This window comes from Bacillus halotolerans (assembly GCF_001517105.1).
In the GTDB taxonomy this organism is placed as follows: domain Bacteria; phylum Bacillota; class Bacilli; order Bacillales; family Bacillaceae; genus Bacillus; species Bacillus halotolerans.
Window position 1 is genome coordinate 109,891 of record NZ_LPVF01000009.1, and the last position, 23,664, is coordinate 133,554.

Below are 23,664 nucleotides of genomic sequence, written 5' to 3' on the forward strand. Positions count from 1 at the left end.
TTACTGATTTGCCCATACATTATGTCTGAGAGGTGGAATGTTCGATGATATTATTTCAAAGAATTATCTTGCAGAGGCTCAATCAAGCCACTGCTGAAGATTTATTGAAGTACTCTAAGCAATACGGAATCAGTCTGTCAAAACCGCAGGCAGTTGAAGTAGCAAACCTGTTATACGGGAAAAATGTGAATATTTTTAATGAGCAGGAACGTACGCGGCTGCTGAAACAAGTAGAATCCATTACTTCAAAAGAAACAGCCCAAACCGTTCATGAACTTTTCAAACAGTTCACAAACTAAAAAAAGGGGGGATCCAATCCCCCCTTTTTTATTGCTGTAAAATCTTTTCGAGTAATGTGTTGTCAAATTGCTTTTCTTTCAGCATTTGAATTTCAAAACGGTACGGCGGTTTTTTGTTCTTTTTATCTTCACCGACATACGGCGTTTCAAGAATTTTCGGGATGTCTTTTAATTGCTCATGATGAACGACATATTGCAATGCGTCAAACCCGATTTCCCCGAAGCCAATATTTTCATGACGGTCTTTTCTCGCGCCTTTGATATTTTTGCTGTCATTGATATGGAGCACTTTGATTCTGTCAATACCGACAATTTTATCGAATTCATTCAGCACTCCGTCAAAATCTTCGACAATATTATAGCCGGCATCATGTGTATGGCATGTGTCAAAACATACAGACAACTGCTCATTGTGTGTCACGCCATCAATAATTTGCGCAAGCTCTTCAAAGCTTCTGCCGCATTCAGATCCTTTGCCTGCCATTGTTTCTAATGCAATCTGCACATTTTGATTCGGATCAATGACTTCATTTAAGCCTTCAATGATTTTTTTAATGCCTTCTTCGGCTCCTGCGCCAACATGAGCACCCGGGTGAAGGACGATTTGCTTCGCGCCGATAGCAGCTGTCCGCTCAATTTCAGAGCGGAGAAAATCAACACCAAGCTCAAACGTAGCCGGATTGACCGTATTGCCAATATTAATAATATAAGGCGCGTGTACGATAATCTCGTCGATCCCGTTTTCCTGCATGTGAGCGCGGCCGGCTTCTATATTTAAGTCTTCAATTTTTTTTCGGCGCGTATTTTGCGGCGCACCTGTATAAATCATAAACGTGTTCGCCCCGTAAGAGACTGCTTCCTGACTCGCAGCCAGAAGCATATGTTTTCCGCTCATAGAGACGTGTGAACCTATTCTCAACAACCGGTTCCCCTACTTTCTTTTTTTAGATTGATTTCTTCGCTGTTTTTTCTTAATTTTCTCCATCTCGTAGCTCATTTTCTTTTTATATCCCGGCTTAACCTTCTTCGGCTTTTTCACGAGACGATGGGCGATTTCATCTGCTTCGTTCGGCGTCTTTTTACGCTTTTGGCGGCGCTGGCGGTCATCGCCTTTTTTCCATTCGCCTTTTTCAATCTCCAGGTAATCAAACTCAATACCCATTTTCTCAAGCTTCACCAATGCATCCTCATCAGAAAGCTCATAAATTGTCATGGCCTGTCCTGAAGAACCCGCGCGCGCTGTTCTGCCCACACGGTGAACATAGAAATCAAGATCATCAGGCAGCTCATAGTTGATGACATGGCTGACACCTTTAATATCAATACCTCTTGCGGCGAGGTCAGTTGCAATTACATAAGTGAATTCCAAATCATTAATCTGCTTCATGACTTTTTTCCGCTCACGAGGCGTTAAGCCGCCGTGCAAAAGTCCGATTTTCATACCTTTGCCCATCAAATATTTGGCAATATGGTCGGCAGTGTTTTTCGTATTGGCAAACACAATGCCTAAGTATGGGTTCAGATTAGACATGATATCGAAAAGGAGCTTTTCCTTATCACGGTGCTTTGAAGGAATAAGGATATGCTCGATTTTTGCAGCAGTGACCTGTTTCGGCTCCACGTGGGCATATTTCGGGTTTTCCATGTATTTTTTCAAAAACGGTTTCAGCTTTTCCGGGATCGTTGCAGAGAACACAAGCATCTGCAGATTCTCTGGCATGCGTGAACCAATGTAATCAACATCTGCAAGGAACCCCATATCCAGCATTAAATCTGCTTCATCAATAACAAGAGACTCAGCTTTATGAACACTTAGTGCCTGTTCTTTGATTAAATCCGCAATCCGTCCCGGCGTTCCGACGACTAGATGCGGCTGCGTTTTCAGTTTATCAATGGCTTTCTGCTTATCTGTGCCTCCGATAAAACATTTCGAACGGATCGAATCGCCTTCTGCACCCTGCGTGATTTTCAGCGCTTCCTGATAAATCTGGTTGGCAAGCTCGCGCGTCGGAGCCGTGATGACCACTTGAACGACATCCTTAGCAGGATCAATTTTATTTAACAAAGGAAGTAAGTAAGCGTGAGTCTTTCCGGTTCCCGTCTGAGACTGTCCGATGACGCTTTCTTTTTTTAATACAGCAGGAATCAGCCTTTTTTGAATATCAGTCGGTTCATAAAAACCAAGGCGATGTACTGCATCTATAATAAACGGTTTCAATTCATACACATCAAATTTAGTTTCTTTCATTTTTCCCAGCTCCTTAAAGCGGCACATTATGTGTCCATCATCACATTATACCCGATTCACCTTAAAAACACCACGTTTGGAAGGCGTTTGTTTTATTCAGATAAGGAAAGCAAATACCGAAACCCATGCATATTGTAATAGCAGAGAGAACTGAAAGGAGGTACAAGTATGTTTTCACAGCAGCAGCCAATGAGAAACTATCCGCAGCCGGGTCCGCCCCGCCCTATGCAAAACCAGCGCATGATGGGAAGAGCAGCGCCTGAAATGCGAAGGCCTTCATTTGGTCCGCCGCAGCAAAGTTTCCAGCAATCAGGGCAGCAATTTCTTCCTCAGCCAAACGCCGGAGCAAGAAATGGGGCGGGCACAGGCTTAAAAGGGATGCTGTCCAAATTTTTGCCCGGCGCAGGAGGCACAGGGGCCCCCGGAGCAGCCGCAGGCGGAGGAGCAGGTCTGCAAGGCATTCAAAATCTCGCTAATCCGGCATCGTTATCCAGTATGCTCAACAATGTGCAAAAAGTGCTGGGCATGGCGCAGCAAGTCACCCCTATGATCCAGCAGTACGGACCCTTAGTCCGCAATCTGCCGGCAATGATAAAGCTTTACAGTCAATTAAGCAGAAACGATGATACAGAGGGCACTGAAGAAGAAACGAAGACAGAATCGGATGAAAGTGCAGAAACAGAAAAGAAAACTGCGTCCAGCGACTCTGCCGAAAAGAAAAAATCAAAAGCAAGCAGTTCATCACCTGCAAAAAAAACAGAAGCACCGGACTTGAAGGAACAAGAATCAAAAACATCTGTCTCAAAGAAAAATGAAACGCCCTCTCCTTCCTCGAAAAAAACATCAGGCAGTTCAAAGCCGAGATTATATATTTAACATTCTTTGATATCTGGAGTGAGTTTGGCTATAATGGAGATCAGAAGAATGCAAGATTAGAGCCGTTTGATTACGGCTTTTTATATTGCCTTTACTCACTTCTGTATTGGAGGACAACCGAAAATGGACGTAATTAAAATTTCGCCGCGCGGCTATTGCTATGGTGTTGTTGACGCTATGGTAATCGCTAAAAACGCGGCACTGGATAAAAGCTTGCCAAGACCCATTTATATACTCGGGATGATTGTTCATAATAAACACGTCACTGATGCGTTTGAGGAAGATGGCATTTATACATTGGACGGCGCTAATCGACTGGACATCCTGAAGCAGGTTGACAAAGGAACTGTCATTTTCACAGCGCACGGCGTTTCTCCCGAGGTTAGACGAATCGCCGAAGAAAAAGGTTTAGTCGCAATAGATGCTACATGTCCGGATGTAACGAAAACACACAATTTAATCTTAGAAATGAAAGAAAAAGGATACCACGTAATCTATATCGGCAAAAAAGGCCATCCGGAGCCGGAAGGAGCGGTTGGCGTTGCGCCTGATATCGTTCACTTGGTTGAAACGCCGGAAGATGTCAAAAATCTCGATATCCAAGCTGAAAAATTGATCGTAACAAACCAAACGACAATGTCTCAATGGGATGTTCACGATATTATGGAGTTTGTGAAGGAAAAATATCCTCACGTTGAATATCACCAAGAGATTTGCCTGGCTACTCAGGTGCGGCAGGAAGCTGTATCGGAACAGGCGAAAAAGGCCGACTTAACGATCGTTGTCGGCGACCCGAAAAGCAACAATTCAAACCGGCTCGCTCAAGTGTCAGAGGAAATAGCCGGAACAAAAGCGTACCGAATCGGCGATCTAAGCGAATTAAAACTGGAATGGCTTAAAGGCGTAAATACCGTTGCCGTTACTGCCGGAGCTTCAACACCGACACCGATCACCAAAGAAGTGATTCGCTTTTTAGAACAGTTTGATCATGAAAACCCATCAACTTGGACAATCGAACACAATGTCCCGCTTAAAAAAATCCTTCCGAAAGTGAAAGCAAAAAACTGAGGCCCTCACAGCCTCAGTTTTTTTTATAGAAAAGTAAATGGATTTGTATCCGTTTCAGAAATAAAGATATTGACGTCTGCTTTTTTATCCTTACACATTGACGCCAGTTTTTTTGTGACGCCTTCTTTCATGATTTTTTCAGCATAATGGCCTGGATCAATGACATTCAGACCAAGCATCATCGCATCATGGGCAACATGGAAATATAGATCACCTGTAACGTAAACATCTGCGCCTTTTCGTTTTGCCTGGTGGATATACTTGTTCCCATCTCCTCCGAGAACAGCTACTTTCTTCACCATGCTGTCAGCCTGTCCCACCATTCTGACGCCGTTCACTTGAAGCTTGTCTTTCACAAACAAAGCGAATTCCTGAAGCGTCATTTCATTTTTAAGTGTTCCGACACGGCCTAGCCCTTTTTCAGCTGGTGACTGTTCGACAGGATAAACATCATAAGCGACTTCTTCATATGGATGGCTTTTTATCATTGCGTTTATAACGGCTTTTTCTATGCTTTTAGGAAACACAGTCTCCAGTCTGACTTCATGAACGAGCTCAAGCTCTCCTACCTCTCCGATAAAAGGCTGTGCGCCGTCCAGTGGCTTAAAGCTGCCAATGCCCTCAGATGAAAACGCACAATGGCTGTAGTCACCTATATGGCCTGCCCCCGCATTTCCCAGCGCTCCTCTGACCTGCTCCTCATATTCTTTCGGCACGTATACGACCAGCTTTTTAAGAGGATCGGTATAGGTAGGAGCCAATACTTCAGTTTCACTCAGCCCCAAGGCCTCAGCAAGCAGATCATTTACGCCGCCGTCAGCAACATCTAAGTTAGTATGAGCCGCATAGACAGCGATATCATGCTTCAAACACTTTTCAATCAGCCTTCCGCCGGGCTGATCAGTTGAAATATGCTTTAGCGGCCGGAAAATAGGAGGATGGTGCGCAATGATTAAATCAACATCTTTTTCAATCGCTTCATCGACAACGCTTTCCAATACATCCAGCGTAACCATCACATTTTTAACCGGTTTATTTAAACTGCCGATTTGCAGACCGATTTTATCGCCCTCAACTGCATAGGCTTTCGGAGAAAATTGTTCAAACAGCTGGATGACTTGCTGTCCGTTTACCGTTTTAGCCATGATCGATAACCTCCTTTAATAGCTTCATTCGATCGGTTAGTTCCTTCAATTTCTGTTTGTTATCTTCAGATGTTGCAGCACGGCTGATCTGCTCATATATGTTTTGAGTATGGTGAAGCTCTTGTGTCCATTTTTTCAAAAATACAGCATTCTTTTCTTTTGCCAAAAATGGGCCTACGAGCATTCCGGCCGGCAAAGAAATTCCTGCATAAGCTGCATCTCTGTCTCCGGCTTCGGCCACAAGCACCTCATAGCACTTTCCGTCTTCCTCAAGAATCACTTCATCAATAAGTGCGTATCCTTCTTTATACAGCCACTCTCTAATATGAACGGCATGAATATTCGGCTGTAAAATAAGCCGTTCTTTACCTGTCAGTTTTTCTTTGCCTGCTTCTAAGATATGAGCGATCAGTGACCCGCCCATTCCGGCAATTGTTATGGCGTCAGCCTCACCTTTCTGAAGCACTTCCAGGCCGTCTCCTTGCCTTACCGTTATGTGTGCGCTTAAGCCCGATTTTTCGACCTGCCGTTTGGCAGACAAGAATGGACCGTCTGTTATTTCTCCAGCAATAGCTTTGCTGGCTTTATGATTCAGCACCGCATAACAGGGAAGGTAAGCATGGTCAGAGCCAATATCCGCTACTACTGCTCCATCCGGTATGTACTCCGCTACTGTTTGTAATCGTTTTGATAATTTTAATTCGTTCACTAGTCATCACAACTTTTCTCAATCATTTTTTCCTTTTCTATCATATAAAAAATCAGCTCGGAATCCAAGCTGAGCGAATGATTTTCAGTTTATTTCTTTGCAGGAACAACATCAAGTATGGGATGACGGACAAAAATAAAAGGCTGTCGAGAACATCTCGGCGGCCTGAGAACGTATAAGGAGAAAGATACATCCATTATTTAATTTTAGACACCCATTCTGCCATGTCATCAAGCTTATCAGCCGGAACAAGACCGGAAGGCATTCCATTACCGCCTTTTTCAATCTTTGTTTTGATTTCAGCGACATCCTTTTTATTCCCTACACCTTTTAAACTCGGACCCGAAACTCCTTCATAATTTTCCCCGTGACACGAGATACAATTCGCCTTGTAAATATCTTCCGGTGAAGCGTTTGCATCATCTTTTTCAGCAGACTTGCTTTCTCCCCCGCTCGCAATCTCGCGAGAGTCATCAAGCCCCTTTACTGATAAAAAGAAAGTCAGACCAATTCCTAAAACAGCGATCAGTAAAAATGGAATAAGCGGATTCCATTTCATTTCCCTTCCCCCTTTATGATCCTTCCCCCTATGTAAACACTTCTAATTCTAACTTATTTTTACAAAAAGTAAATGGATTGGCATACAAAAGTTTTTTATTCACACTTTATACAAAATTGAATCAAATCATGCCTATTTCTCTAACATTCCTTTTATTCTATTGTATAATGTATTGTATACGCTTACAATAGAAAATATGGATTGGTATATTGAAATTTTTCATCACAATGTTCATTTGCAAATGACATCATTTTTCAGTAAAATAAAGACATATTATCCATATATCTTTTTAAAAAAAGAAGAACGGATCTGCAAGACCCGTTCCATCTTATTCTAGAAAATCTTTCAAACGTTTACTTCTGCTAGGATGTCTTAGTTTCCGCAGCGCTTTCGCTTCGATTTGTCGAATACGCTCTCTCGTAACTCCAAATACCTTGCCGACCTCTTCCAATGTTCTTGTACGTCCGTCATCAAGACCGAATCGAAGCCGCAATACATTTTCTTCACGATCTGTTAACGTATCAAGCACGTCTTCAAGCTGCTCTTTCAATAGCTCGTATGCCGCGTGATCTGAAGGTGAAGTAGCCTCTTGATCTTCGATGAAATCACCAAGATGGGAATCATCTTCTTCACCGATCGGTGTTTCAAGGGACACTGGCTCTTGTGCTATTTTTAAGATTTCACGTACTTTTTCAGGTGTTAAATCCATGTCTTCCGCAATTTCTTCAGGTGTTGGCTCTCTGCCTAAGTCTTGCAATAGCTGACGCTGTACGCGGATTAATTTATTAATGGTTTCAACCATATGAACGGGGATCCGGATCGTTCTCGCCTGATCGGCAATGGCGCGTGTAATCGCCTGTCTGATCCACCACGTAGCATACGTACTGAATTTATAACCCTTACGGTAATCAAATTTCTCAACGGCTTTCATCAGACCCATGTTACCTTCTTGGATCAGGTCAAGGAACAGCATTCCGCGTCCGACGTACCGTTTGGCGATGCTGACAACAAGCCGCAGGTTCGCTTCAGCCAATCTGCGTTTGGATTCTTCATCACCTTCTTCAATTTTTTGCGCATAGGCGATTTCTTCCTTTGCAGAAAGAAGGTTAACCCGGCCGATTTCCTTTAAATACATACGAACTGGGTCATTGATTTTGACACCAGGCGGTACACTTAGGTCATTAAGGTCAAATTCTTCTTCGGCTTTGGCAAGCTGCTGAATATTAGGATCTTCTGTTTCTTCATTCTCACTAATTAATTCAACACCTTGTTCACCTAAAAATTCATAATACTCATCCATTTGGTCTGATTCAATCTCAAAGCTGGACATACGCTCAGCAATTTCTTCATATGTCAAAACGCCACGTTTTTTACCAGACTCGGTTAATTGTTCTTTCACTTGGTCGAATGTTAATTCAGTTTCGTGGGTTTGTTTATCAGCCATTATGGATCCCTCCTTCCAAAGCTTGCAACGAATTCTAAAAGCGGTATGATTCTTATTCGGTCCATTCAGGCGTTTTCTATGTGAACTGCCTTTAACAATGTGCGAATAATGAAATGACAATTCATGATGAGGTCAAGCGATCTATTTGCTCCTCCGCAAGGAATCATTGCCAATGAAAGCTCCTCATCAGTTGTCCCGGTTATTTTAAAGATCGGTTTAAAGTAACGATTTCTTGAGCCAGAGATGCCGCTCTCAAAAAATCTTTTTGCCTTTCGGCTTCGGCTCTTTCCGCCTCTTTTTCTTTTATCATTGACCATTTTCTGTGATTCAACACTTTTTTCACATAATCTGATAACTCGGCCTCGCTGAGTTCTTGATTAACCTGGAGCATTAAAATATCAGACAGTATCTGGCTTATATGATCATCCGTCACCCTGGCCATAAGATGCTGAGGCGTCAGCTCGGCACCCTCTTCATAAAAAGCGTACAGATAGGCGGCCAAAGCACGGTGTTCATCAATATTAAATTCAAACCCGACCCGGTCAATGACTTTTTTTATGACACCCCTGTCACGAAGCATATGCGCCAGTAAAAGCCTTTCTGCATTTTCATACGCCGGGCGCAGCCGTTTTTGCCTTGCCTTAGTTGTCAGATGCGCTCTTCTTGTTTTCGTTTCACCGCTGCTGTCAGCAGGCTTGTTTTGCCTGCCGAATACAGTCAGCTGCTCAGTTAATGACTCCTGGGAAATCGAAAATTCGGAAGCAATCTGTTTCACATAGACTTCCTGTTCAAGTGATCCTGACAGCGCGCTGATTTCTTTAAGCACTTCTTTAATGTAGGCTAATCGATCGCCTTCACCGGCCAGGTTCTTTCCTTTCCGGAAATATTGCATTTTAAACGCCATTACCGTAACGCTTGCATCGACAATGTCATTTTTGAATTTTTCTCCGCCGTACTGTTTAATGTAATCGTCAGGATCCAATCCGTCAGGGATCATTGCGACTCTGACTTTACAATCTTTTTTCTGAAGAAGCTCTGCCGCTTTCAAGGTGGCTTCATATCCGGCTTTATCAGAGTCATAGCAAAGAATGATTTCCTCCACGTTTCTTCTCAGAATCTTTACATGATCATCTGTCAGAGACGTGCCCATCGTCGCTATACTCTCTTTTACGCCTGAGTTTACCGCTGATATGACATCAGCGAATCCCTCGAATAAGACAGCTCTTTCCTGCTTTCTGATATGAAGCCGGGCCTTGTGAAAATGATAAAGCAGCTTGCTTTTATGAAAAAGCGGCGTTTCCGGACTGTTCATATATTTTGGCTGCTGGCTGCCAAGCGCTCGGCCTGAGAAAGCCACAACAGCTCCATGATGGTCATGGATCGGAAACATGATCCGGTTTCTGAAACGGTCAAAATATCCGCTTCCGTCTTCGCGTCTGATTAGCAGACCCGCTTTTTCCATTTGTGTTTCACTGAAGCCCCGCTTGACGAGAAATTTTGTTATGAAATCCCAAGAATCAAGAGCATAGCCGATTTGAAATTCATCAATCAGCTCTTTTGTAAACCCTCTTGCAAGCAAATAATCCAGCGCTTCTTGACCTTCTTTTGTATTTATTAACAAATGGTGGTAAAATTTCTTCAGAAGCTCATGAGCCTCCGCCATTTTTTGTTCTCCGGGGGATTCTGGCCGGACTGCGGTGTGAACCGTTATATCATCTGGAAAATCAATGTGGTATTTGTCCGCAAGGTGGGAAACCGACTCAGCAAACGAATAGCCCTCCATCTGCCTCAAAAAGGAGAAAACATTGCCGCCCGCTCCGCAGCCGAAGCAATGAAAAATCTGTTTGTCTGGCGATACGGAAAACGAAGGTGTGCTTTCTCCGTGAAAAGGACAGAGTCCAAAGTAGTTTCGGCCTTGCTTCTTTAATTGAACATAATCACCTATGACTTCAACGATATCTGCCGACTTTTGCACCTTGTCTACAATTTCATCTGGTATCCGATTTCCCATCTTATAACACTCCGTCGTACATTATTCGATGTTTTAGTGCAAAATCCCTTCATCGTTCGACAGGATTTTTTGCAGCAGTGTAACAAATCGTTCTCGATCTTCATGATTCAATTTTTTAGGCCCTTTGGCATATATGCCTTTTCTCCTTTGTTTGCCGGAAACATGACGGCCTTCAAGGGCAAAATCAATCGTATCTTCCTTGTAAAGACGCCCTCTCTCCGACATGACGGTGACATTCCTGTTCACAAGCAGGGATGCTAAACCAATATCCTGCGTCACCACAACATCTCCCGGTTTTACATGATTTGCGATATATAAATCAGCAGCTTCTTTATGAGGATCAACATACTTCCATTTTTCTTCCTGACTTCTGGAAAGCTGGTAATGTTCAAATGAAGCGACAAAAAGAACTTGAACTTCATAATCAGATGCTGTTTGTAAAATTTCGTCTTTTACGGGACAAGCATCAGCATCGACAAAAATCGTCTTTTCTTTTTCATTAAGAAGAGTAATTCTCCATCCCTCCATTAAACTCCTGCATAAAAGCAAGCAAAATCGCACACCCTGCAAAAATGCGGGTGTATATGAATTTGTCGAAAAATTTCCGGGAGAAATTCTTGACATCTTACCCATAATAGTTTATTCGTATCACACTAACCTTAAACCTAAAATTAATCATTTTATCACAATTTTTTATTATAATACAAACTTCACAAAGATGCTATTGTTTTTCATTATTCCCTTTTGGCAAAGTCAAAAACCCAGGATAGAGCGTCCTGAGTTACATGTTTTTCGTTTTGAGATGATGGATAATATTTGCTGTTTCTTCTACTGCTTTATTTGAAACATCTACAACCTGGCAGCCGATTCGATCCACGATCTTTTCGAAATATTCCAGTTCCTCTTTAATTCTGTTGATATTTGCATAGATGGCCTTGTCATTGAGGCCAAGCGATTTTAACCGTTCTTTTCTGATATGATTCAGTTTATCCGGACTGATCTTCAGGCCGATGCATTTTTTCGGGTCAACATGAAAGAGCTCTTCCGGCGGGTCAACCTCCGGAACAATCGGAACATTGGCAACCTTCAGCCGCTTGTGGGCAAGATATTGAGATAAAGGTGTTTTAGAGGTTCTCGATACACCGATCAAAACGATATCAGCTTTTAAAATGCCTCGTGGGTCACGCCCATCGTCGTATTTAACAGCAAATTCAATCGCTTCGACCTTTTTGAAATAATCTTCATCAAGCTGGCGGACCCGTCCCGGTTCATATTTCGCCGTTAAACCGTAGGCTGTTTCCATTTTATCAATTAACGGGCCGATAATATCATAATATAAAACATTTGCTTTTTCCGCTTCGGCAATCAAATATTCTCTTATTTCCGGCACCACAAGTGTAAAACAGATAATGCCCCCATCTGCTTTTGCAAGTGAAATCACTTCATTGATAGTGCCAATGTCCTCAACATAAGGAATTCTTCTTACATGTGTATCATCCGCTGAGCCGTTAAATTGGCTTAATGCAGCTTTGACTACCAATTCGGCCGTTTCACCGACGGAATCCGATACAACATAGATGATGCGGTTATTCATATTATCCCCCCGTTAGTCTGCGCTCTTATAAGATTTCATTTTCTGATAAACTGACAAGTATTTTGGTCATATTCGTTTTCGTCACTCTGCCGATCACTTCATATCCTTTATCGGTATCTTTGATGACAGGCAGCGCATCGATTTGTTTTTCAATTAAGTGCTTTGCAATGTCCATCACATAATCCTCGCGTCTGCACACTGTAATATTCGGCATTCTAGTCATAATAATGTGCACAGGGACAGAAGTAAGCTCCTGCTGGCCGATGCTGGCTCGTAGTAAATCCTTTCGTGAAAGCACTCCGACTAAAACAGCATCACGGTCCACTACAAACAGAGTACCTACATCTTCTAAAAACATGGTGCAAATCGCATCATATACAGAAACGTTCTCGTGAATAACGACGGGGATAGATTGAAAGTCTTTCACCTGAAGCTTTTTCAGTTTATCTGCCAAAAGCTGCGTGCCGGTTTTTCCAGTATAGAAATAACCGACTCTCGGGCGCGCCTCAAGGAAACCTGACATGGTGAGTATGGCTAAATCCGGACGCAGTGTTGCTCTCGTTAAATTCAGCTGTTCGGCAATATGCTCCCCTGTAATCGGTCCGTTTTCTTTTACAATCTGCAAAATATGTTCTTGCCGTTTATTTAGTTCGATCGTACTCACCACCTTTTCACTTCGTATCTATGTAAAGAAATAATAAACCATATTATAACGTAAATGCTTTGTAATCAAACAAAAAAACGTTCAAATGGGGAAAAGACGATTACCGATCACACAGCAACCGCCTTTTCTTTCTTTATTTTACAATAAGGGCATTCATATTAGCAAAGGACTTGATCTGATCCGCCAAGCTTACCATTTGCGCTAATCGGTTTGCCTTTAATGTCTCGTTATCAGCAATAACCATCGTATGGTCGAAATAAGCATCAATCGGTTCCTTCAAGGCCGCAAGGGAAGAAAGTGCCGCCTCATAATCCTTTTTGCTGAAGCTTTCCTGCAGATTTTGTTTAGCAGTTTGATAAGCTTCGTACAGCTTCGCTTCGTATTCATTTTCAAACAAATCAGGCTGAATTTCCGCGCGAACTCCTTTTTTGCTGATAGAGATCACTCGGCCTAAAGCTTCTGCTGTTTCCTTAAAGCCTGGCGCACCCAATTTTTGTTCCAGCACTTGCGCTTTGTGGAGCGCCGAATATGGCTCAAGCTCAGAGCTTTCCAGCACGGCATCTATTACATCATGTCTGATCTGCTCCGCATTTAAGACGTATTTTAGACGCTGAGTGAAGAAATCTAACAGTTCGGTTTCTTTTTCGGTTTGTACGAAAGTCAGCAGCTCTTCAAACGAAATGCCCCAATTCCGGTCAAGCAGAATAGCGACAATACCGCTCGCTTGGCGGCGCAAGCCGTAAGGATCCTGTGAACCAGTCGGAATGACGCCAATAGAGAAGAAGGATGCGATTGTATCCAGCTTATCCGCCATGGCAACTACCGCCCCAGTGAAAGTGGAAGGCGTTTCTCCGCCTGCAGATCTAGGCATATAGTGTTCGTTGACAGCTGCGGCTACAGCATCATGTTCGCCAAGCATTCTCGCATACTTTTCACCCATAATTCCTTGAAGCTCAGGGAACTCATATATCATATGTGTCACAAGGTCGAATTTAGAAATTTCAGCAGCACGTTTCACATGTTTTAATGTATCTTCATCAGCTTGAAGACGGACAGCAAGCTTCTCTGCGATCGCTGTTACTCTTCTTACCTTATCAGCGAGAGAGCCAAGCTCTTCATGGAACACAATGTTTTCAAGCTTCTTCACATTTTCATCAATGTTCAGTTTCTGGTCTTCCTTGTAGAAGAAAGAAGCATCTGACAAACGAGCACGCAGCACTTTTTCATTGCCTCGCGCGACATTTTCGATCGCGTGGCTGTTTCCGTTACGGACTGTGATAAAGTAAGGCAGCAAATCTCCGTTTTTGTCTTTAACAGGGAAATAGCGCTGATGCTCTTTCATTGTCGTTACAAGCACTTCCTCAGGAATGGACAGAAACTCAGATTCAAATGAGCCGTAAAGAGCCGTCGGATATTCTACTAAATGATTGACTTCATCAAGGAGATCCTCGTCAACCGGAATACTCCAATTGTTTTCTTCGGCCATTGCTTCCAGCTGCGATTGAATCATCTGTTTGCGAACATTTGGATCAGCAATCACATGCTGCTCTTTCAGCTGTTCTTCATAACTTGAAGGTGATTCAATAGACACTTCATGCCCCAGGAACCGGTGCCCCTGTGTCGTCCGGCCTGACTCAACATTTGTAATTGCAAACGGAATGACATCCTGGCCAAATAAAGCGACAATCCATTTAATCGGACGGATATAACGCAGATCTTCATTTCCCCATCTCATATTTTTCGGGAAATGGAGGCTTGTGATTAAGCTGTTCAGTTCAGGCAGAAGCGTTTTGGTTTCTTGTCCTGCTTGGAATTTTTGCACAAAAACATATTCCGTGCCTTTTATTTCTTTCATGTACAAGTCTTCCACTCTGGCACCTTGGCCTTTTGAAAACCCAATCGCCGCTTTTGTCCAGTTGCCGTCAGCATCAAGGGCGATTTTTTTTGCAGGCCCTTTTGCTTCTTCTTTTATATCATCCTGCTTTTCTGCTACACCCTTTACTAAAACAGCGAGGCGTCTCGGTGTATTAAAAAGCTTCACTTCACCGTGTGCAATATTTTTTTCTGCAAGCCAGCCTGTCAGCTTTTCGCCCAGCTGAACCATGCTTTCATTCAAAAAGCGCGCCGGCATTTCCTCTAATCCGATCTCTAAAAGTAAATCCTGTTTACTCATGAGAAGAACCCTCCCCTTTAAGCATTGGGAACCCTAGTTTTTCTCGTTCCTCATAATAGGTTTTTGCGACTTTTCTTGCTAAATTCCGCACTCTTCCGATATAGCCTGTCCGCTCTGTAACAGAGATTGCCCCTTTGGCGTCAAGAAGGTTGAATGTGTGCGAGCATTTAAGCACGTAGTCATATGCGGGATGCACAAGACCATTATCCATTTGCTTGATCGCTTCTTTTTCATACGTGCTGAATAATTGGAACAGCATATCAACATCAGATGTTTCAAATGTATAAACGGAATGCTCGTACTCAGCCATCATGAATAAATCTTTCACAGTAAACCCTGACGTCCACTCAAGATCAAATACATTTTCTTTATCCTGTATATAAGAGGCCAGACGCTCAATTCCGTATGTAATTTCCACGGAAACAGGCTTACACTCAAGTCCCCCAACCTGCTGGAAATACGTGAATTGTGTAATTTCCATTCCGTCAAGCCAGACTTCCCAGCCAAGACCCGCACAGCCTAAAGACGGATTCTCCCAGTTGTCCTCAACAAAACGGATGTCATGCTCAAGCGGATCAATTCCGAGAGCGCGCAAAGAGTCTAAATACAGCTCTTGAATGTTATCAGGTGATGGTTTAATGATGACCTGAAATTGATGATGCTGATAGAGTCTGTTCGGGTTTTCTCCGTATCGGCCGTCAGCTGGGCGTCTTGACGGCTCAACGTAAGCCACTTTCCACGGCTCAGGACCGATACTGCGCAAAAATGTATACGGGCTCATCGTGCCGGCCCCTTTTTCTACATCGTATGCCTGCATGAGCACACAGCCTTCGTTAGACCAATGCTTCTGCAGGGTTAGAATCATGTCTTGAATATTCATTTCAAGCACCTCCACTTTTCCTTCATAAAAATTGCTGCGGCAGCAACCAAAAAACTCCCGTCTCTATGCTTGCCAGCCGCAAACATAGGGACGAGAGTTCTCCCGCGGTTCCACCCTAGTTGCTGAGAACAAAATCCCAGCCTCTTTTTTAAAATTGCTCAAGAATGCCTTTCGTTGCGCGCTCATCCTTAGCTTACACCGTCCTAAGGTCGCTTTTATGAGGTAAACGCAAGTACTTCTTTCTCTCACTGCAACATATTTTATAATAAATGATCATATAAAAAGATGGGCCATATGTCAACTTTTGTTTTCACCCATAAGATGTTTCATGCTCTCCATTTGATCTAAAAAACGCTTCGATTTCAGATAAACCCCTGAATATTCTTCGTAGTACAAGTCAATAACTTGCTTTAATTCATTTTTCGTTTCCTGCTTTAAAGACACATTGCCAATCCTTGAAAGATCGAAGTAATAAAACAGCCTCAAAAGCCTTGCCGTTTGCGGCTTAATCGGCACCTTGTAAGGGTCTTTATCAAAGCAGCGATGGCAAATAAAACCGTTATCGCGAACAGAAAAATGGAATGTCCCATCCTGGCTTTTACAATGCACACAGTGATTAAGCTCAGGATACAGTCCCATCACAGCAAGCATCTTCATTTGAACAATGAAGGTAATAACATCCGGGTCTGTTCCTTCGTCAAGCTGTTTAAAGGATTCTAAAATAAATTCAAACAAATAGGGATTTGGTTTTTTTTCTTCTGTGCCTTTGTCAACGAGCTCAGCAATAAAAGCTGCATATGCAGTTAAAAACAAATCCTCTCTGATGCCTCTCATGCTGAGAATCATTTCACCCTGCTGAAGGGTTCCGAGGCCTGTTGTTTTCTGCATTAGGAATGAACCATACAAAAAGGGCTGGCTGACTGCTGATAAACGGCTGTTCGGTTTTTTGGCTCCTCTGGCCATAACACCTATTTTTCCGTGTTCTCTTGTCAGTAAAGTAACAATTTTATTCGTCTCTCCGTAATCATTGGTACGAAGAACGATTCCTTCACATTTTGTCAGCATTTCCGCACCTTCCTAAAACAGGAGCGGTCAAGAGGTCTATAAAATTGGAAAATCAAATCGGGCTAGCTCATCTTCTAGTTCTTCGGGTCTTTCCATGTTCTCTTTTTCCAGTTCTTTAAAAAGAAGATACGTATCAACATTTCCTGTTTGAGAAAATACGTTCCAGGTAAAATTCAACACAAGAAACCCACCTTTCTGTAGTTAAACTAGCTTACCTAAACTCCAAATTCTTACCTTTATCTTGACCAGATGTCCTCCATTTCATGTTAAACAAAATTTGCTAATGTATCCCTGTTCATGTGAGATAATGACACAGCAAGTGATTAATATTCATCCTCTTTAAAGCCGAAGTCGCGAAGCTGGGACATTTTGTTACGCCAGTCTTTCTGCACTTTTACCCACAATTCTAGATAGACGCGGGAACCTAAGAGGGCCTCGATATCCGCTCTCGCTCTTTTTCCGACTTCTTTCAGCAGGCTGCCTTTTTTCCCGATGACAATGCCTTTTTGAGAATCCCGTTCGACCACAATTGTTGCCGCCACGTGCACGGATCCGTTGTCTTGCCCTTTAATCGATTCGATGCTTACCGCAATGCTGTGCGGGATCTCTTCCCTTGTCAGATGCAGCACCTTTTCCCTGATCAGCTCAGAAATGATAAAGCGCTCCGGATGATCGGTCACCTGATCACTCGGATAAAACTGCGGACCTTCAGGCAAATATGCTTCAATCTGCGCCAGCAATGTTTCAATGTTATTTCCCTCTAATGCAGAGATCGGAACAATTTCCTTAAAAGGATATCGCTTGCGGTATTCGTCAATTAGCAGAAGCAATTGATCAGGATGGATCTTGTCAATTTTGTTTACGATTAAGAAAACAGGTGTCGAGGTATTCTGCAATTTCTCAATAATGAACTCGTCGCCCTTACCATAGCCTTCCTCAGCGTTGATCATGAATAAGATCAAATCGACTTCTTTTAATGTATTTTGCGCCACTTTCATCATAAAGTCCCCAAGCTTATGCTTAGGCTTATGAATTCCTGGTGTGTCAATAAAAATCGTTTGTGATGTGCCTGTCGTTAATACCCCTTGCACCTTATTTCTTGTTGTTTGGGGTTTATCACTCATGATCGCGATTTTTTGGCCGATCACTCTGTTCAAAAAAGTAGACTTTCCTACGTTTGGTCTTCCGATAATGGATACAAATCCTGATTTAAAGCTTTCGTTCGTCATGTAAATCCTCCGATGAAAATGCGCCTGGCAATAATTCTTCTGCAGTCATTTCTTGTATTTGTCCTTGTAAATTGGTCAGCACGATAATAACGTCCTTTGTGCAGAGCTCAGAAATCACCTGCCGGCAGGCTCCGCACGGTGATACTGGTCCCGGGGTGTCAGCAGCTACTGCCAGCATCTGAAACACAGTATCGCCTTCAGAAACAGCTTTAAATAAAGCGGTACGCTCAGCGCAGTTGCACATGCTGTATGCCGCATTCTCTATATTGCAGCCTCTGTACACTTTTCCATCTTTGGTAAGAAGAGCGGCTCCTACTTTAAACTTGGAATACGGTGCATATGCCATGTCACGCGCTTTTAAAGCTTCTGTTATCAATTTCTGTCTGTTCATGTGTACATGTTCCTCTCTTACCTATAATGGTACCGCTATCACTTTATATTTTACATAATGGCGCTCCTTTTTTCACGCCCATTTCTAAAAATGTAAAATAAATGTAAGAATTTTCAGCCATACAGCTTTGGCAAAAAAATAAGTAAACCAATAATACACGAAATCACGGCAAAAACGCAAACAGCCCCGGCAGCAGCGTCCTTAGCCGCCTTAGCAAGCGGGTGATGTTTATCTGTTACTAAATCAACCGTGTGTTCAATAGCTGTATTTAAAAGCTCCAGTGAAAGCATTCCGCCAATCAAAAGAAAAATAATAGCCCACTCTGTCAGGCTGAGATTAACGAGAAAACCGCAAATGATAACGGCGCAGGCAGCCGCGGCATGAAATTGAAAATTCCGCTCCGTCCGCGCCGTTCTCCATATGCCCCGCCCTGCGTGCACGAAGCTCATTAGGAATCGCATCAGCTCATTTCTATGATCTCTTGAGTCCATAGGCGTCCAGCAAATCCTTTTGCTTAGTAAACATCTCCTCTTCTTCCTCTTTCGTCATATGGTCATATCCTAAAAGATGCAGGAATCCATGTACCGCTAGAAAGCCAAGCTCTCTCTTGAAAGAATGGTTATATTCTTCAGCCTGCTCTCTTGTACGATCTGCACTGATGATAATATCACCTAGAACCGGCGGCATTTCAGCACCGACAATTTCAACTTCGTCTTCTCCCTCTTCTTCAAGAGCAAAAGAGATGACGTCTGTCGGCGTATCCTTTCCCCGATACTCTTTATTGATCTGCTGAATATCTTCATTGGTAACGATCGTGACAGAAACCTCAGCCTGATCCTGAACTCCTTCGCGCTCAGCGGCAAATTGAAGCAGATTTTCTACTTCTTTAAGCATCCCTTCAGAGACACTTCCGGTTTCATCTACGATATCAATCAATAAACTCATCTATTTCACCTTCTTAGTAGCCTCCGGATATTCAATCCGGGAGTGGAAAATTCCTTTTAATGTTGCACAAAGCGTTTTTGCGATTGTATCAAGCTCTTTAAATGTCAAATCGCATTCACTAAACTGTCCGTCCTGAAGCTTATCGGATATAATGCCCCTGACAAGCTTTTCAATTCGTTCAGGATTTGGATTATGCATCGATCTGACAGCCGCTTCGACACTATCTGCCACTGATATAATCGCGGCTTCTTTTGACTGCGGCTTCGGTCCCGGGTAACGGAATTCTTCCTCTGTAATCTGATCGCCTTTTTCCTTCGCTTTATAATAAAAGAATTTCAAAAGAGAGGTCCCGTGGTGCTGCTCAGCAATATCCACAAGCTCCTTTGGAAATTTATAGCTTCTCAGCATATTCGCCCCGTCAGTGGTATGCGAAATAATGATATTTTTACTGAGCTGCGGAGAAAGCTTATCATGCGGATTGTCAATATTCATTTGATTTTCAATAAAATACTGCGGACGCTTTGTTTTTCCGAGGTCGTGATAATACGCACCGACTCTTGCAAGCAAACCATTTGCCCCTACCGCCTCGCAGGCGGCCTCTGACAAATTGGCGACCATGACGCTGTGGTGATATGTACCTGGTGTTTCTGTCAGTATTTTTCGAAGCAGCGGATGGTTAGGGTTAGACAGCTCGATCAGCCTCATTGTGGACAAAATGCCGAAACCTGTCTCAAAAAACGGCATAAGTCCGATAATTAATACGGAGGAAGCAAAACCCGACACAACCCCCATCAGCATTAGCGTCCCGATTTCCAAGCCTGACAGCGCGGTGTTTTGGATCAATAATAGAGATAGAACCACAATCATATTGATAAACGCCACAAAAAGCCCAGTCTGCAAAATTTTTGATCTGCCATTGTGTTTTCCTAAAAACAAAACACCGGAAATACCGCTGATCAAATAATAAATACCAATGACATAATTAAATGTTCCTGTCACACCTTGATTAAACATCATACTTCCGCAAATCGCAAGAATGATACTTCCTAAAATAGCGATTCGTTCATTCATCAGCAGCTTGATTAGGATTGCACCGGCCGCAATGGGGACAAGATAGCCAATATTGTTATATTCCATCTTTTGAAATAAACTGACAACCTCCATAATAACAAGCAAAAGCGTTGTAATAATGGAGAATAATAGGATCGACTTGTTTTTGAATTTCAGATTTTGATTCTGTTTTTCGAAATAGTAAACGAGTGTAGCGATGAAAAGCCCGATCATAATCAATAGGCCGCTAATCGGCTTGAACAAATTGGAGTTATTTAACAATCCGGTCAGCTCAAGTTTTCTGTACACCTCGCGATCAATGAGGTCATTTTCTTCCACGAGCACCTGCCCCTGTTTGATCTGAACCTGCTGAACATTGTCTGACGCTTCCTGGCGTTTTGCCTCTGTTGCTTTTGGATCGAAGACGTAATTCGGAATAATGGCGTAACGCCCGATTTCCGTGGCAGCTCCCAAATATTTAGACGGGATAGAATTACTCTTCAGTTCTTTTTGCACTTTATCTTTTGCTTCAGATAATTTATCCGACGGGATTTCACTGCTCATCACTGAGTTTACTGCTGTTATGACAGTATCTCTGACAAATGAAAAATCTTCATGGTCCGCCTTCAGCAAAGTCTTGATGGCATCCTCTGATATAGAATCATTCACATCTGACGTCAGCTTATTTTTCACCGACTTAATCATTGTTTTTTCTGATGGTGAACTGCTGTCTTCTTCTGCTGATTTTTTCACTTCACTGATACTGTCGAATATCGATGACACAAGATCAATTCGATTGTCTGTATAATCTTTCTTTAAGGTATATTGATCTTCGACCGCATCTTCAGCAGCTTGCTTTTTTTCCTCTGTCGCTTTTTGATCTTCCACAGTTGCCGGAGCATAAATGGTCTTGTCGCTGACTGAAAACAGGTCTAAATCAAGCGTTTCCGGCTTCACATGTACAAAAAGCAATGCGAACATAATCGCAGCCAGCAGAAGATACAGCAGTACATGCATGGAGCGGGCATTTTTAAAGCCGCGCCACTTTTTTGAGCCGCTTTTGGTCTTCCCCTTCTTTTTCAACACAAGAACCTCCTCTAGAAAATCAAGCTCATAAGCAAAAATGACCCGATAACGCGCGATCGGGTCATTCAGGATTAATTTTGCTTATCGTATGCTTCAATAATTTTCGCAACCAGCGGATGTCTGACCACGTCTGTCTGGTCCAGTTCAATCACAGAAATGCCGTCGATTTCTTTCAGCATCTCTCTCGCTACTGCAAGTCCCGATTTGACGCCTTTCGGCAGATCAATTTGGCTAACGTCACCTGTAATGATCATTTTAGAGCCAAAACCCAGTCTCGTCAAAAACATTTTCATTTGGGCAGGCGTAGTGTTCTGCGCTTCATCAAGTATAACATAGGCATCATCAAGCGTCCGGCCTCTCATATAAGCGAGCGGAGCGATTTCAATGACTCCTCTTTCCAGCAGCCGTTCTGTATGATCTGTTCCAAGCACATCATGAAGAGCGTCATACAGCGGGCGCAAATAAGGATCTACTTTCTCTTTGAGGTCACCTGGTAAAAAACCGAGGCTTTCACCGGCTTCTACCGCAGGCCTTGTTAAAATGATTTTTTTAATATGTCCGTTTTTCAATGCGTGGACTGCTTTTACGACAGCAAGGTACGTTTTTCCGGTTCCCGCCGGGCCGATGCCAAATACAAGATCATCTCGTTTCATGGCGGCCACGTATTCCCGCTGTCCCATGGTTTTCACACGGATCGGTTTGCCTTTTGCGTTTTTTGTAATTTCTTCTTCGTACATGCTTTCAAAATATTCAAGTTCATTCTTTTTTGCCATCTTGATGGCGGAAATCACATCACGTTCAGAGATCTCTATCCCCTTGCGAATTAATGCGAGAAGTGATCCCAGCAGCCTGTCGGCAATCTGAAACGATTCTTCATCGCCTGAAATATAAATCGTTTCGCCTCGCGTAATGATATTTACATCCAGATCTTTCTCCATCAGTGTCAAAAAAGAATCTTGATTCCCGAACAGTGAAAGCGCCTCGTCCGGGCTTTTCAGTTTTTGATTCATCGCAAGTAAATGTTCTGTCATTCTTCAGTCTCCCTGACAATAGGTGTGGTTTGAACGATATCTTCTATAACTTGGTAGAGAATAATCAACTTTACTTTACCATTCTCGACTGTCTGGTGCAAAACTTTTTCACTTTTCACCTCGCCGTCCTCGCCTATTTTACTCTCTACATCCCGTTTACCCATTTTGATTCCTTCTTGAACTGCTTCTTCTTTCGTATATTTTCGCAAAGCCTCTTCACTTTCTCTCGTTTGCTCTTTGATATAAGAAACAGGGAGCTCCAAACCGAGAAAATGAAGCGAATGCTTCTCTTGTTCTGTTTTTGGATGTTTTAATTCTTCTTTTTTAAGCGTTATCCCCCAGATTGGGAAAGCCCATGAGCCAAAAGAAAGCTTGTGCTTTGTCCTTACTTTGCCCGTATAGACGTTAAATAATGTTTCAAGGGGCACCGTTACTTCAGATCTGTACCAGGTCTCGCCGTAAATTTCAGCTTTAGAGGCGACTTCCTGCTGCTCATCTTCGCTTCCGATTAAGCCGGAGACAAGCATTTGCCCCTTTTCCACATGATCATGGATTGCGGCCATGGGCTGTCCTTTCTGGACAAACATTCTTGTAATGGTTGCTTTCTTTTTGGCGATAATGTGGCGCGGACTGACATACTTTTCTTTTTCAGGCTCATTTTTCTCCACAACTTTCATGTGGATGGTCGTGCCTTTCAAATCGACTCCGACCCAAGTGATATTGTCTATTCCGTTGGTTAACGATTTTTGTATTTTTTCGGGAGACTGCATTAAAAATTGCAATCGCCCTTTTTTGACGCCGATTTCCTTCAAATGCTGCATCATTTGGTGCTCCGTTTCAGGCTTTGCACCAGTCACTTCAATTTTCCATACCATATTGGAGAGCAAAAACAATAGGATAAAAAAAGCGCAAAACCAATGGTAAAACCTAAATTCAGTTTGGATTTCAGCAATAAGAACGGGAACCCTTTTCGATTGATAAAACGGGCTTTACAGTCAAATTCTCTTCTGACACGCCGAAAGGCATGTACATCCTGAAGCTGTATATATAACAAGACGGCTTCTTTCTTTTTTTTCAGATGAAAGATCGGAATCCCTCTTCTTGTGCATTCATTAAGGAGCCGTTCAATGCCTCGTCCCGTCACTTCAAGCTGGACCTTACCACCAAAAAAAGACAGCCATTTATTTTTCACAACAT

At 42.8% G+C, this 23,664-nt stretch carries 23 protein-coding genes, 1 pseudogene and 1 other annotated feature; of the genes and pseudogenes, 3 read left to right on the plus strand and 21 right to left on the minus strand.

Annotation, left to right across the window (positions count from 1 at the left end):
- Window positions 1-44: 44 nt before the first annotated feature.
- Complete coding sequence (locus tag AU387_RS08235) at window positions 45-299, plus strand: DUF2624 domain-containing protein (RefSeq protein ID WP_044154532.1); 255 nt, start codon at window positions 45-47, stop codon at window positions 297-299.
- A 28-nt stretch (window positions 300-327) separates the two neighbouring features.
- Here the strand turns inward: AU387_RS08235 and AU387_RS08240 are convergent, their stop codons facing one another.
- Complete coding sequence (locus AU387_RS08240; RefSeq protein WP_044154531.1) at window positions 328-1,221, minus strand: deoxyribonuclease IV; 894 nt, start codon at window positions 1,219-1,221, stop codon at window positions 328-330.
- Between the two features lie 9 nt (window positions 1,222-1,230).
- Window positions 1,231-2,547: a DEAD-box ATP-dependent RNA helicase CshB gene (gene cshB / locus AU387_RS08245; RefSeq protein WP_044154530.1), complete on the minus strand. Its 1,317-nt coding sequence runs from the start codon at window positions 2,545-2,547 to the stop codon at window positions 1,231-1,233.
- Between the two features lie 168 nt (window positions 2,548-2,715).
- Between cshB and vrrA the strand changes: the two genes are divergently transcribed.
- Window positions 2,716-3,423 (plus strand): VrrA/YqfQ family protein, encoded by a 708-nt coding sequence (vrrA, locus tag AU387_RS08250; RefSeq protein WP_059335431.1) that lies wholly within the window; start codon window positions 2,716-2,718, stop codon window positions 3,421-3,423.
- Window positions 3,424-3,546: 123 nt separating this feature from the next.
- Window positions 3,547-4,491 carry a 4-hydroxy-3-methylbut-2-enyl diphosphate reductase gene (locus AU387_RS08255; RefSeq protein WP_044154526.1) on the plus strand — a complete coding sequence of 315 codons (945 nt, stop codon included), beginning with the start codon at window positions 3,547-3,549 and terminating at the stop codon, window positions 4,489-4,491.
- A gap of 23 nt (window positions 4,492-4,514) precedes the next feature.
- On the opposite strand, the gene AU387_RS08260 is transcribed toward AU387_RS08255, so the two are convergent.
- The 19 genes and pseudogenes from AU387_RS08260 to yqfD form a co-directional block, all read right to left on the minus strand.
- On the minus strand, window positions 4,515-5,636 hold the full coding sequence (locus AU387_RS08260) for a Nif3-like dinuclear metal center hexameric protein (protein ID WP_059335432.1): 1,122 nt from the start codon (window positions 5,634-5,636) through the stop codon (window positions 4,515-4,517).
- Window positions 5,629-6,297 (minus strand): tRNA (adenine(22)-N(1))-methyltransferase TrmK, encoded by a 669-nt coding sequence (trmK, locus tag AU387_RS08265; protein ID WP_059293832.1) that lies wholly within the window; start codon window positions 6,295-6,297, stop codon window positions 5,629-5,631. The genes AU387_RS08260 and trmK overlap by 8 nt, the downstream gene beginning before the upstream one ends.
- Window positions 6,298-6,541: 244 nt before the next feature.
- Window positions 6,542-6,904 carry a cytochrome c550 gene (gene cccA / locus AU387_RS08270; protein WP_059335433.1) on the minus strand — a complete coding sequence of 121 codons (363 nt, stop codon included), beginning with the start codon at window positions 6,902-6,904 and terminating at the stop codon, window positions 6,542-6,544.
- A gap of 328 nt (window positions 6,905-7,232) precedes the next feature.
- Window positions 7,233-8,348, minus strand: a complete 1,116-nt coding sequence (gene rpoD / locus AU387_RS08275; RefSeq protein ID WP_003226225.1) for an RNA polymerase sigma factor RpoD — start codon at window positions 8,346-8,348, stop codon at window positions 7,233-7,235.
- A gap of 199 nt (window positions 8,349-8,547) precedes the next feature.
- Window positions 8,548-10,359 carry a DNA primase gene (gene dnaG / locus AU387_RS08280; RefSeq protein WP_059335434.1) on the minus strand — a complete coding sequence of 604 codons (1,812 nt, stop codon included), beginning with the start codon at window positions 10,357-10,359 and terminating at the stop codon, window positions 8,548-8,550.
- 33 nt (window positions 10,360-10,392) lie between these two features.
- Entirely contained in the window at window positions 10,393-10,887 is a 495-nt protein-coding gene (locus tag AU387_RS08285; RefSeq protein WP_024122083.1) for a YaiI/YqxD family protein, read from the minus strand.
- Window positions 10,888-11,140: 253 nt separating this feature from the next.
- Entirely contained in the window at window positions 11,141-11,953 is an 813-nt protein-coding gene (locus AU387_RS08290) for a pyruvate, water dikinase regulatory protein (RefSeq protein WP_044154519.1), read from the minus strand.
- A 25-nt stretch (window positions 11,954-11,978) separates the two neighbouring features.
- The gene (ccpN, locus tag AU387_RS08295; RefSeq protein ID WP_024122084.1) at window positions 11,979-12,617 is read right to left on the minus strand and encodes a transcriptional regulator CcpN; all 639 of its coding nucleotides are present in this window, start codon (window positions 12,615-12,617) and stop codon (window positions 11,979-11,981) included.
- Window positions 12,618-12,750: 133 nt separating this feature from the next.
- On the minus strand, window positions 12,751-14,790 hold the full coding sequence (gene glyS, locus AU387_RS08300) for a glycine--tRNA ligase subunit beta (RefSeq protein WP_059335435.1): 2,040 nt from the start codon (window positions 14,788-14,790) through the stop codon (window positions 12,751-12,753).
- On the minus strand, window positions 14,783-15,670 hold the full coding sequence (glyQ, locus tag AU387_RS08305; protein ID WP_010334976.1) for a glycine--tRNA ligase subunit alpha: 888 nt from the start codon (window positions 15,668-15,670) through the stop codon (window positions 14,783-14,785). The genes glyS and glyQ overlap by 8 nt, the downstream gene beginning before the upstream one ends.
- Before the next feature lie 83 nt (window positions 15,671-15,753).
- Window positions 15,754-15,928 (minus strand) — a binding site (T-box leader).
- 39 nt (window positions 15,929-15,967) lie between these two features.
- A complete protein-coding gene (recO, locus tag AU387_RS08310; protein ID WP_024122086.1) occupies window positions 15,968-16,735 on the minus strand; it encodes a DNA repair protein RecO in 768 nt (255 codons plus the stop codon).
- A gap of 36 nt (window positions 16,736-16,771) precedes the next feature.
- Window positions 16,772-16,915, minus strand: coding sequence for a YqzL family protein (locus tag AU387_RS20475; protein WP_024122087.1), 144 nt, complete (start codon window positions 16,913-16,915; stop codon window positions 16,772-16,774).
- 143 nt (window positions 16,916-17,058) lie between these two features.
- Window positions 17,059-17,964 (minus strand): GTPase Era, encoded by a 906-nt coding sequence (era, locus tag AU387_RS08315; RefSeq protein WP_044154513.1) that lies wholly within the window; start codon window positions 17,962-17,964, stop codon window positions 17,059-17,061.
- Window positions 17,945-18,355: a cytidine deaminase gene (cdd, locus tag AU387_RS08320; protein WP_059293579.1), complete on the minus strand. Its 411-nt coding sequence runs from the start codon at window positions 18,353-18,355 to the stop codon at window positions 17,945-17,947. The genes era and cdd overlap by 20 nt, the downstream gene beginning before the upstream one ends.
- A 113-nt stretch (window positions 18,356-18,468) precedes the next feature.
- Window positions 18,469-18,846, minus strand: a complete 378-nt coding sequence (locus tag AU387_RS08325; RefSeq protein WP_059335436.1) for a diacylglycerol kinase family protein — start codon at window positions 18,844-18,846, stop codon at window positions 18,469-18,471.
- The gene (ybeY, locus tag AU387_RS08330) at window positions 18,827-19,300 is read right to left on the minus strand and encodes an rRNA maturation RNase YbeY (RefSeq protein ID WP_059335437.1); all 474 of its coding nucleotides are present in this window, start codon (window positions 19,298-19,300) and stop codon (window positions 18,827-18,829) included. Before ybeY ends, AU387_RS08325 begins: the two co-directional genes overlap by 20 nt.
- Window positions 19,301-21,436, minus strand: coding sequence for a cyclic-di-AMP phosphodiesterase PgpH (gene pgpH, locus AU387_RS08335; protein WP_081638339.1), 2,136 nt, complete (start codon window positions 21,434-21,436; stop codon window positions 19,301-19,303).
- A 71-nt stretch (window positions 21,437-21,507) separates the two neighbouring features.
- Window positions 21,508-22,467 (minus strand): PhoH family protein, encoded by a 960-nt coding sequence (locus AU387_RS08340; RefSeq protein ID WP_044154510.1) that lies wholly within the window; start codon window positions 22,465-22,467, stop codon window positions 21,508-21,510.
- Window positions 22,464-23,659, minus strand: a pseudogene (yqfD, locus tag AU387_RS08345) (sporulation protein YqfD). Before yqfD ends, AU387_RS08340 begins: the two are co-directional and overlap by 4 nt.
- Between the last annotated feature and the right edge of the window lie 5 nt (window positions 23,660-23,664).

Coding starts and splice junctions, on each gene's coding strand:
- ybeY (WP_059335437.1), bottom strand. CDS start 19,300: ATGAGTTTATTGATTGATATCGTAGATGAAACCGGAAGTGTCTCTGAA.
- AU387_RS08235 (WP_044154532.1), top strand. CDS start 45: ATGATATTATTTCAAAGAATTATCTTGCAGAGGCTCAATCAAGCCACT.
- cccA (WP_059335433.1), bottom strand. CDS start 6,904: ATGAAATGGAATCCGCTTATTCCATTTTTACTGATCGCTGTTTTAGGA.
- glyS (WP_059335435.1), bottom strand. CDS start 14,790: ATGAGTAAACAGGATTTACTTTTAGAGATCGGATTAGAGGAAATGCCG.
- recO (WP_024122086.1), bottom strand. CDS start 16,735: ATGCTGACAAAATGTGAAGGAATCGTTCTTCGTACCAATGATTACGGA.
- cshB (WP_044154530.1), bottom strand. CDS start 2,547: ATGAAAGAAACTAAATTTGATGTGTATGAATTGAAACCGTTTATTATA.
- AU387_RS08260 (WP_059335432.1), bottom strand. CDS start 5,636: ATGGCTAAAACGGTAAACGGACAGCAAGTCATCCAGCTGTTTGAACAA.
- cdd (WP_059293579.1), bottom strand. CDS start 18,355: ATGAACAGACAGAAATTGATAACAGAAGCTTTAAAAGCGCGTGACATG.
- glyQ (WP_010334976.1), bottom strand. CDS start 15,670: ATGAATATTCAAGACATGATTCTAACCCTGCAGAAGCATTGGTCTAAC.
- era (WP_044154513.1), bottom strand. CDS start 17,964: ATGACGAACGAAAGCTTTAAATCAGGATTTGTATCCATTATCGGAAGA.
- AU387_RS08340 (WP_044154510.1), bottom strand. CDS start 22,467: ATGACAGAACATTTACTTGCGATGAATCAAAAACTGAAAAGCCCGGAC.
- dnaG (WP_059335434.1), bottom strand. CDS start 10,359: ATGGGAAATCGGATACCAGATGAAATTGTAGACAAGGTGCAAAAGTCG.
- rpoD (WP_003226225.1), bottom strand. CDS start 8,348: ATGGCTGATAAACAAACCCACGAAACTGAATTAACATTCGACCAAGTG.
- AU387_RS08290 (WP_044154519.1), bottom strand. CDS start 11,953: ATGAATAACCGCATCATCTATGTTGTATCGGATTCCGTCGGTGAAACG.
- AU387_RS08325 (WP_059335436.1), bottom strand. CDS start 18,846: ATGGACTCAAGAGATCATAGAAATGAGCTGATGCGATTCCTAATGAGC.
- AU387_RS08285 (WP_024122083.1), bottom strand. CDS start 10,887: ATGGAGGGATGGAGAATTACTCTTCTTAATGAAAAAGAAAAGACGATT.
- vrrA (WP_059335431.1), top strand. CDS start 2,716: ATGTTTTCACAGCAGCAGCCAATGAGAAACTATCCGCAGCCGGGTCCG.
- AU387_RS08255 (WP_044154526.1), top strand. CDS start 3,547: ATGGACGTAATTAAAATTTCGCCGCGCGGCTATTGCTATGGTGTTGTT.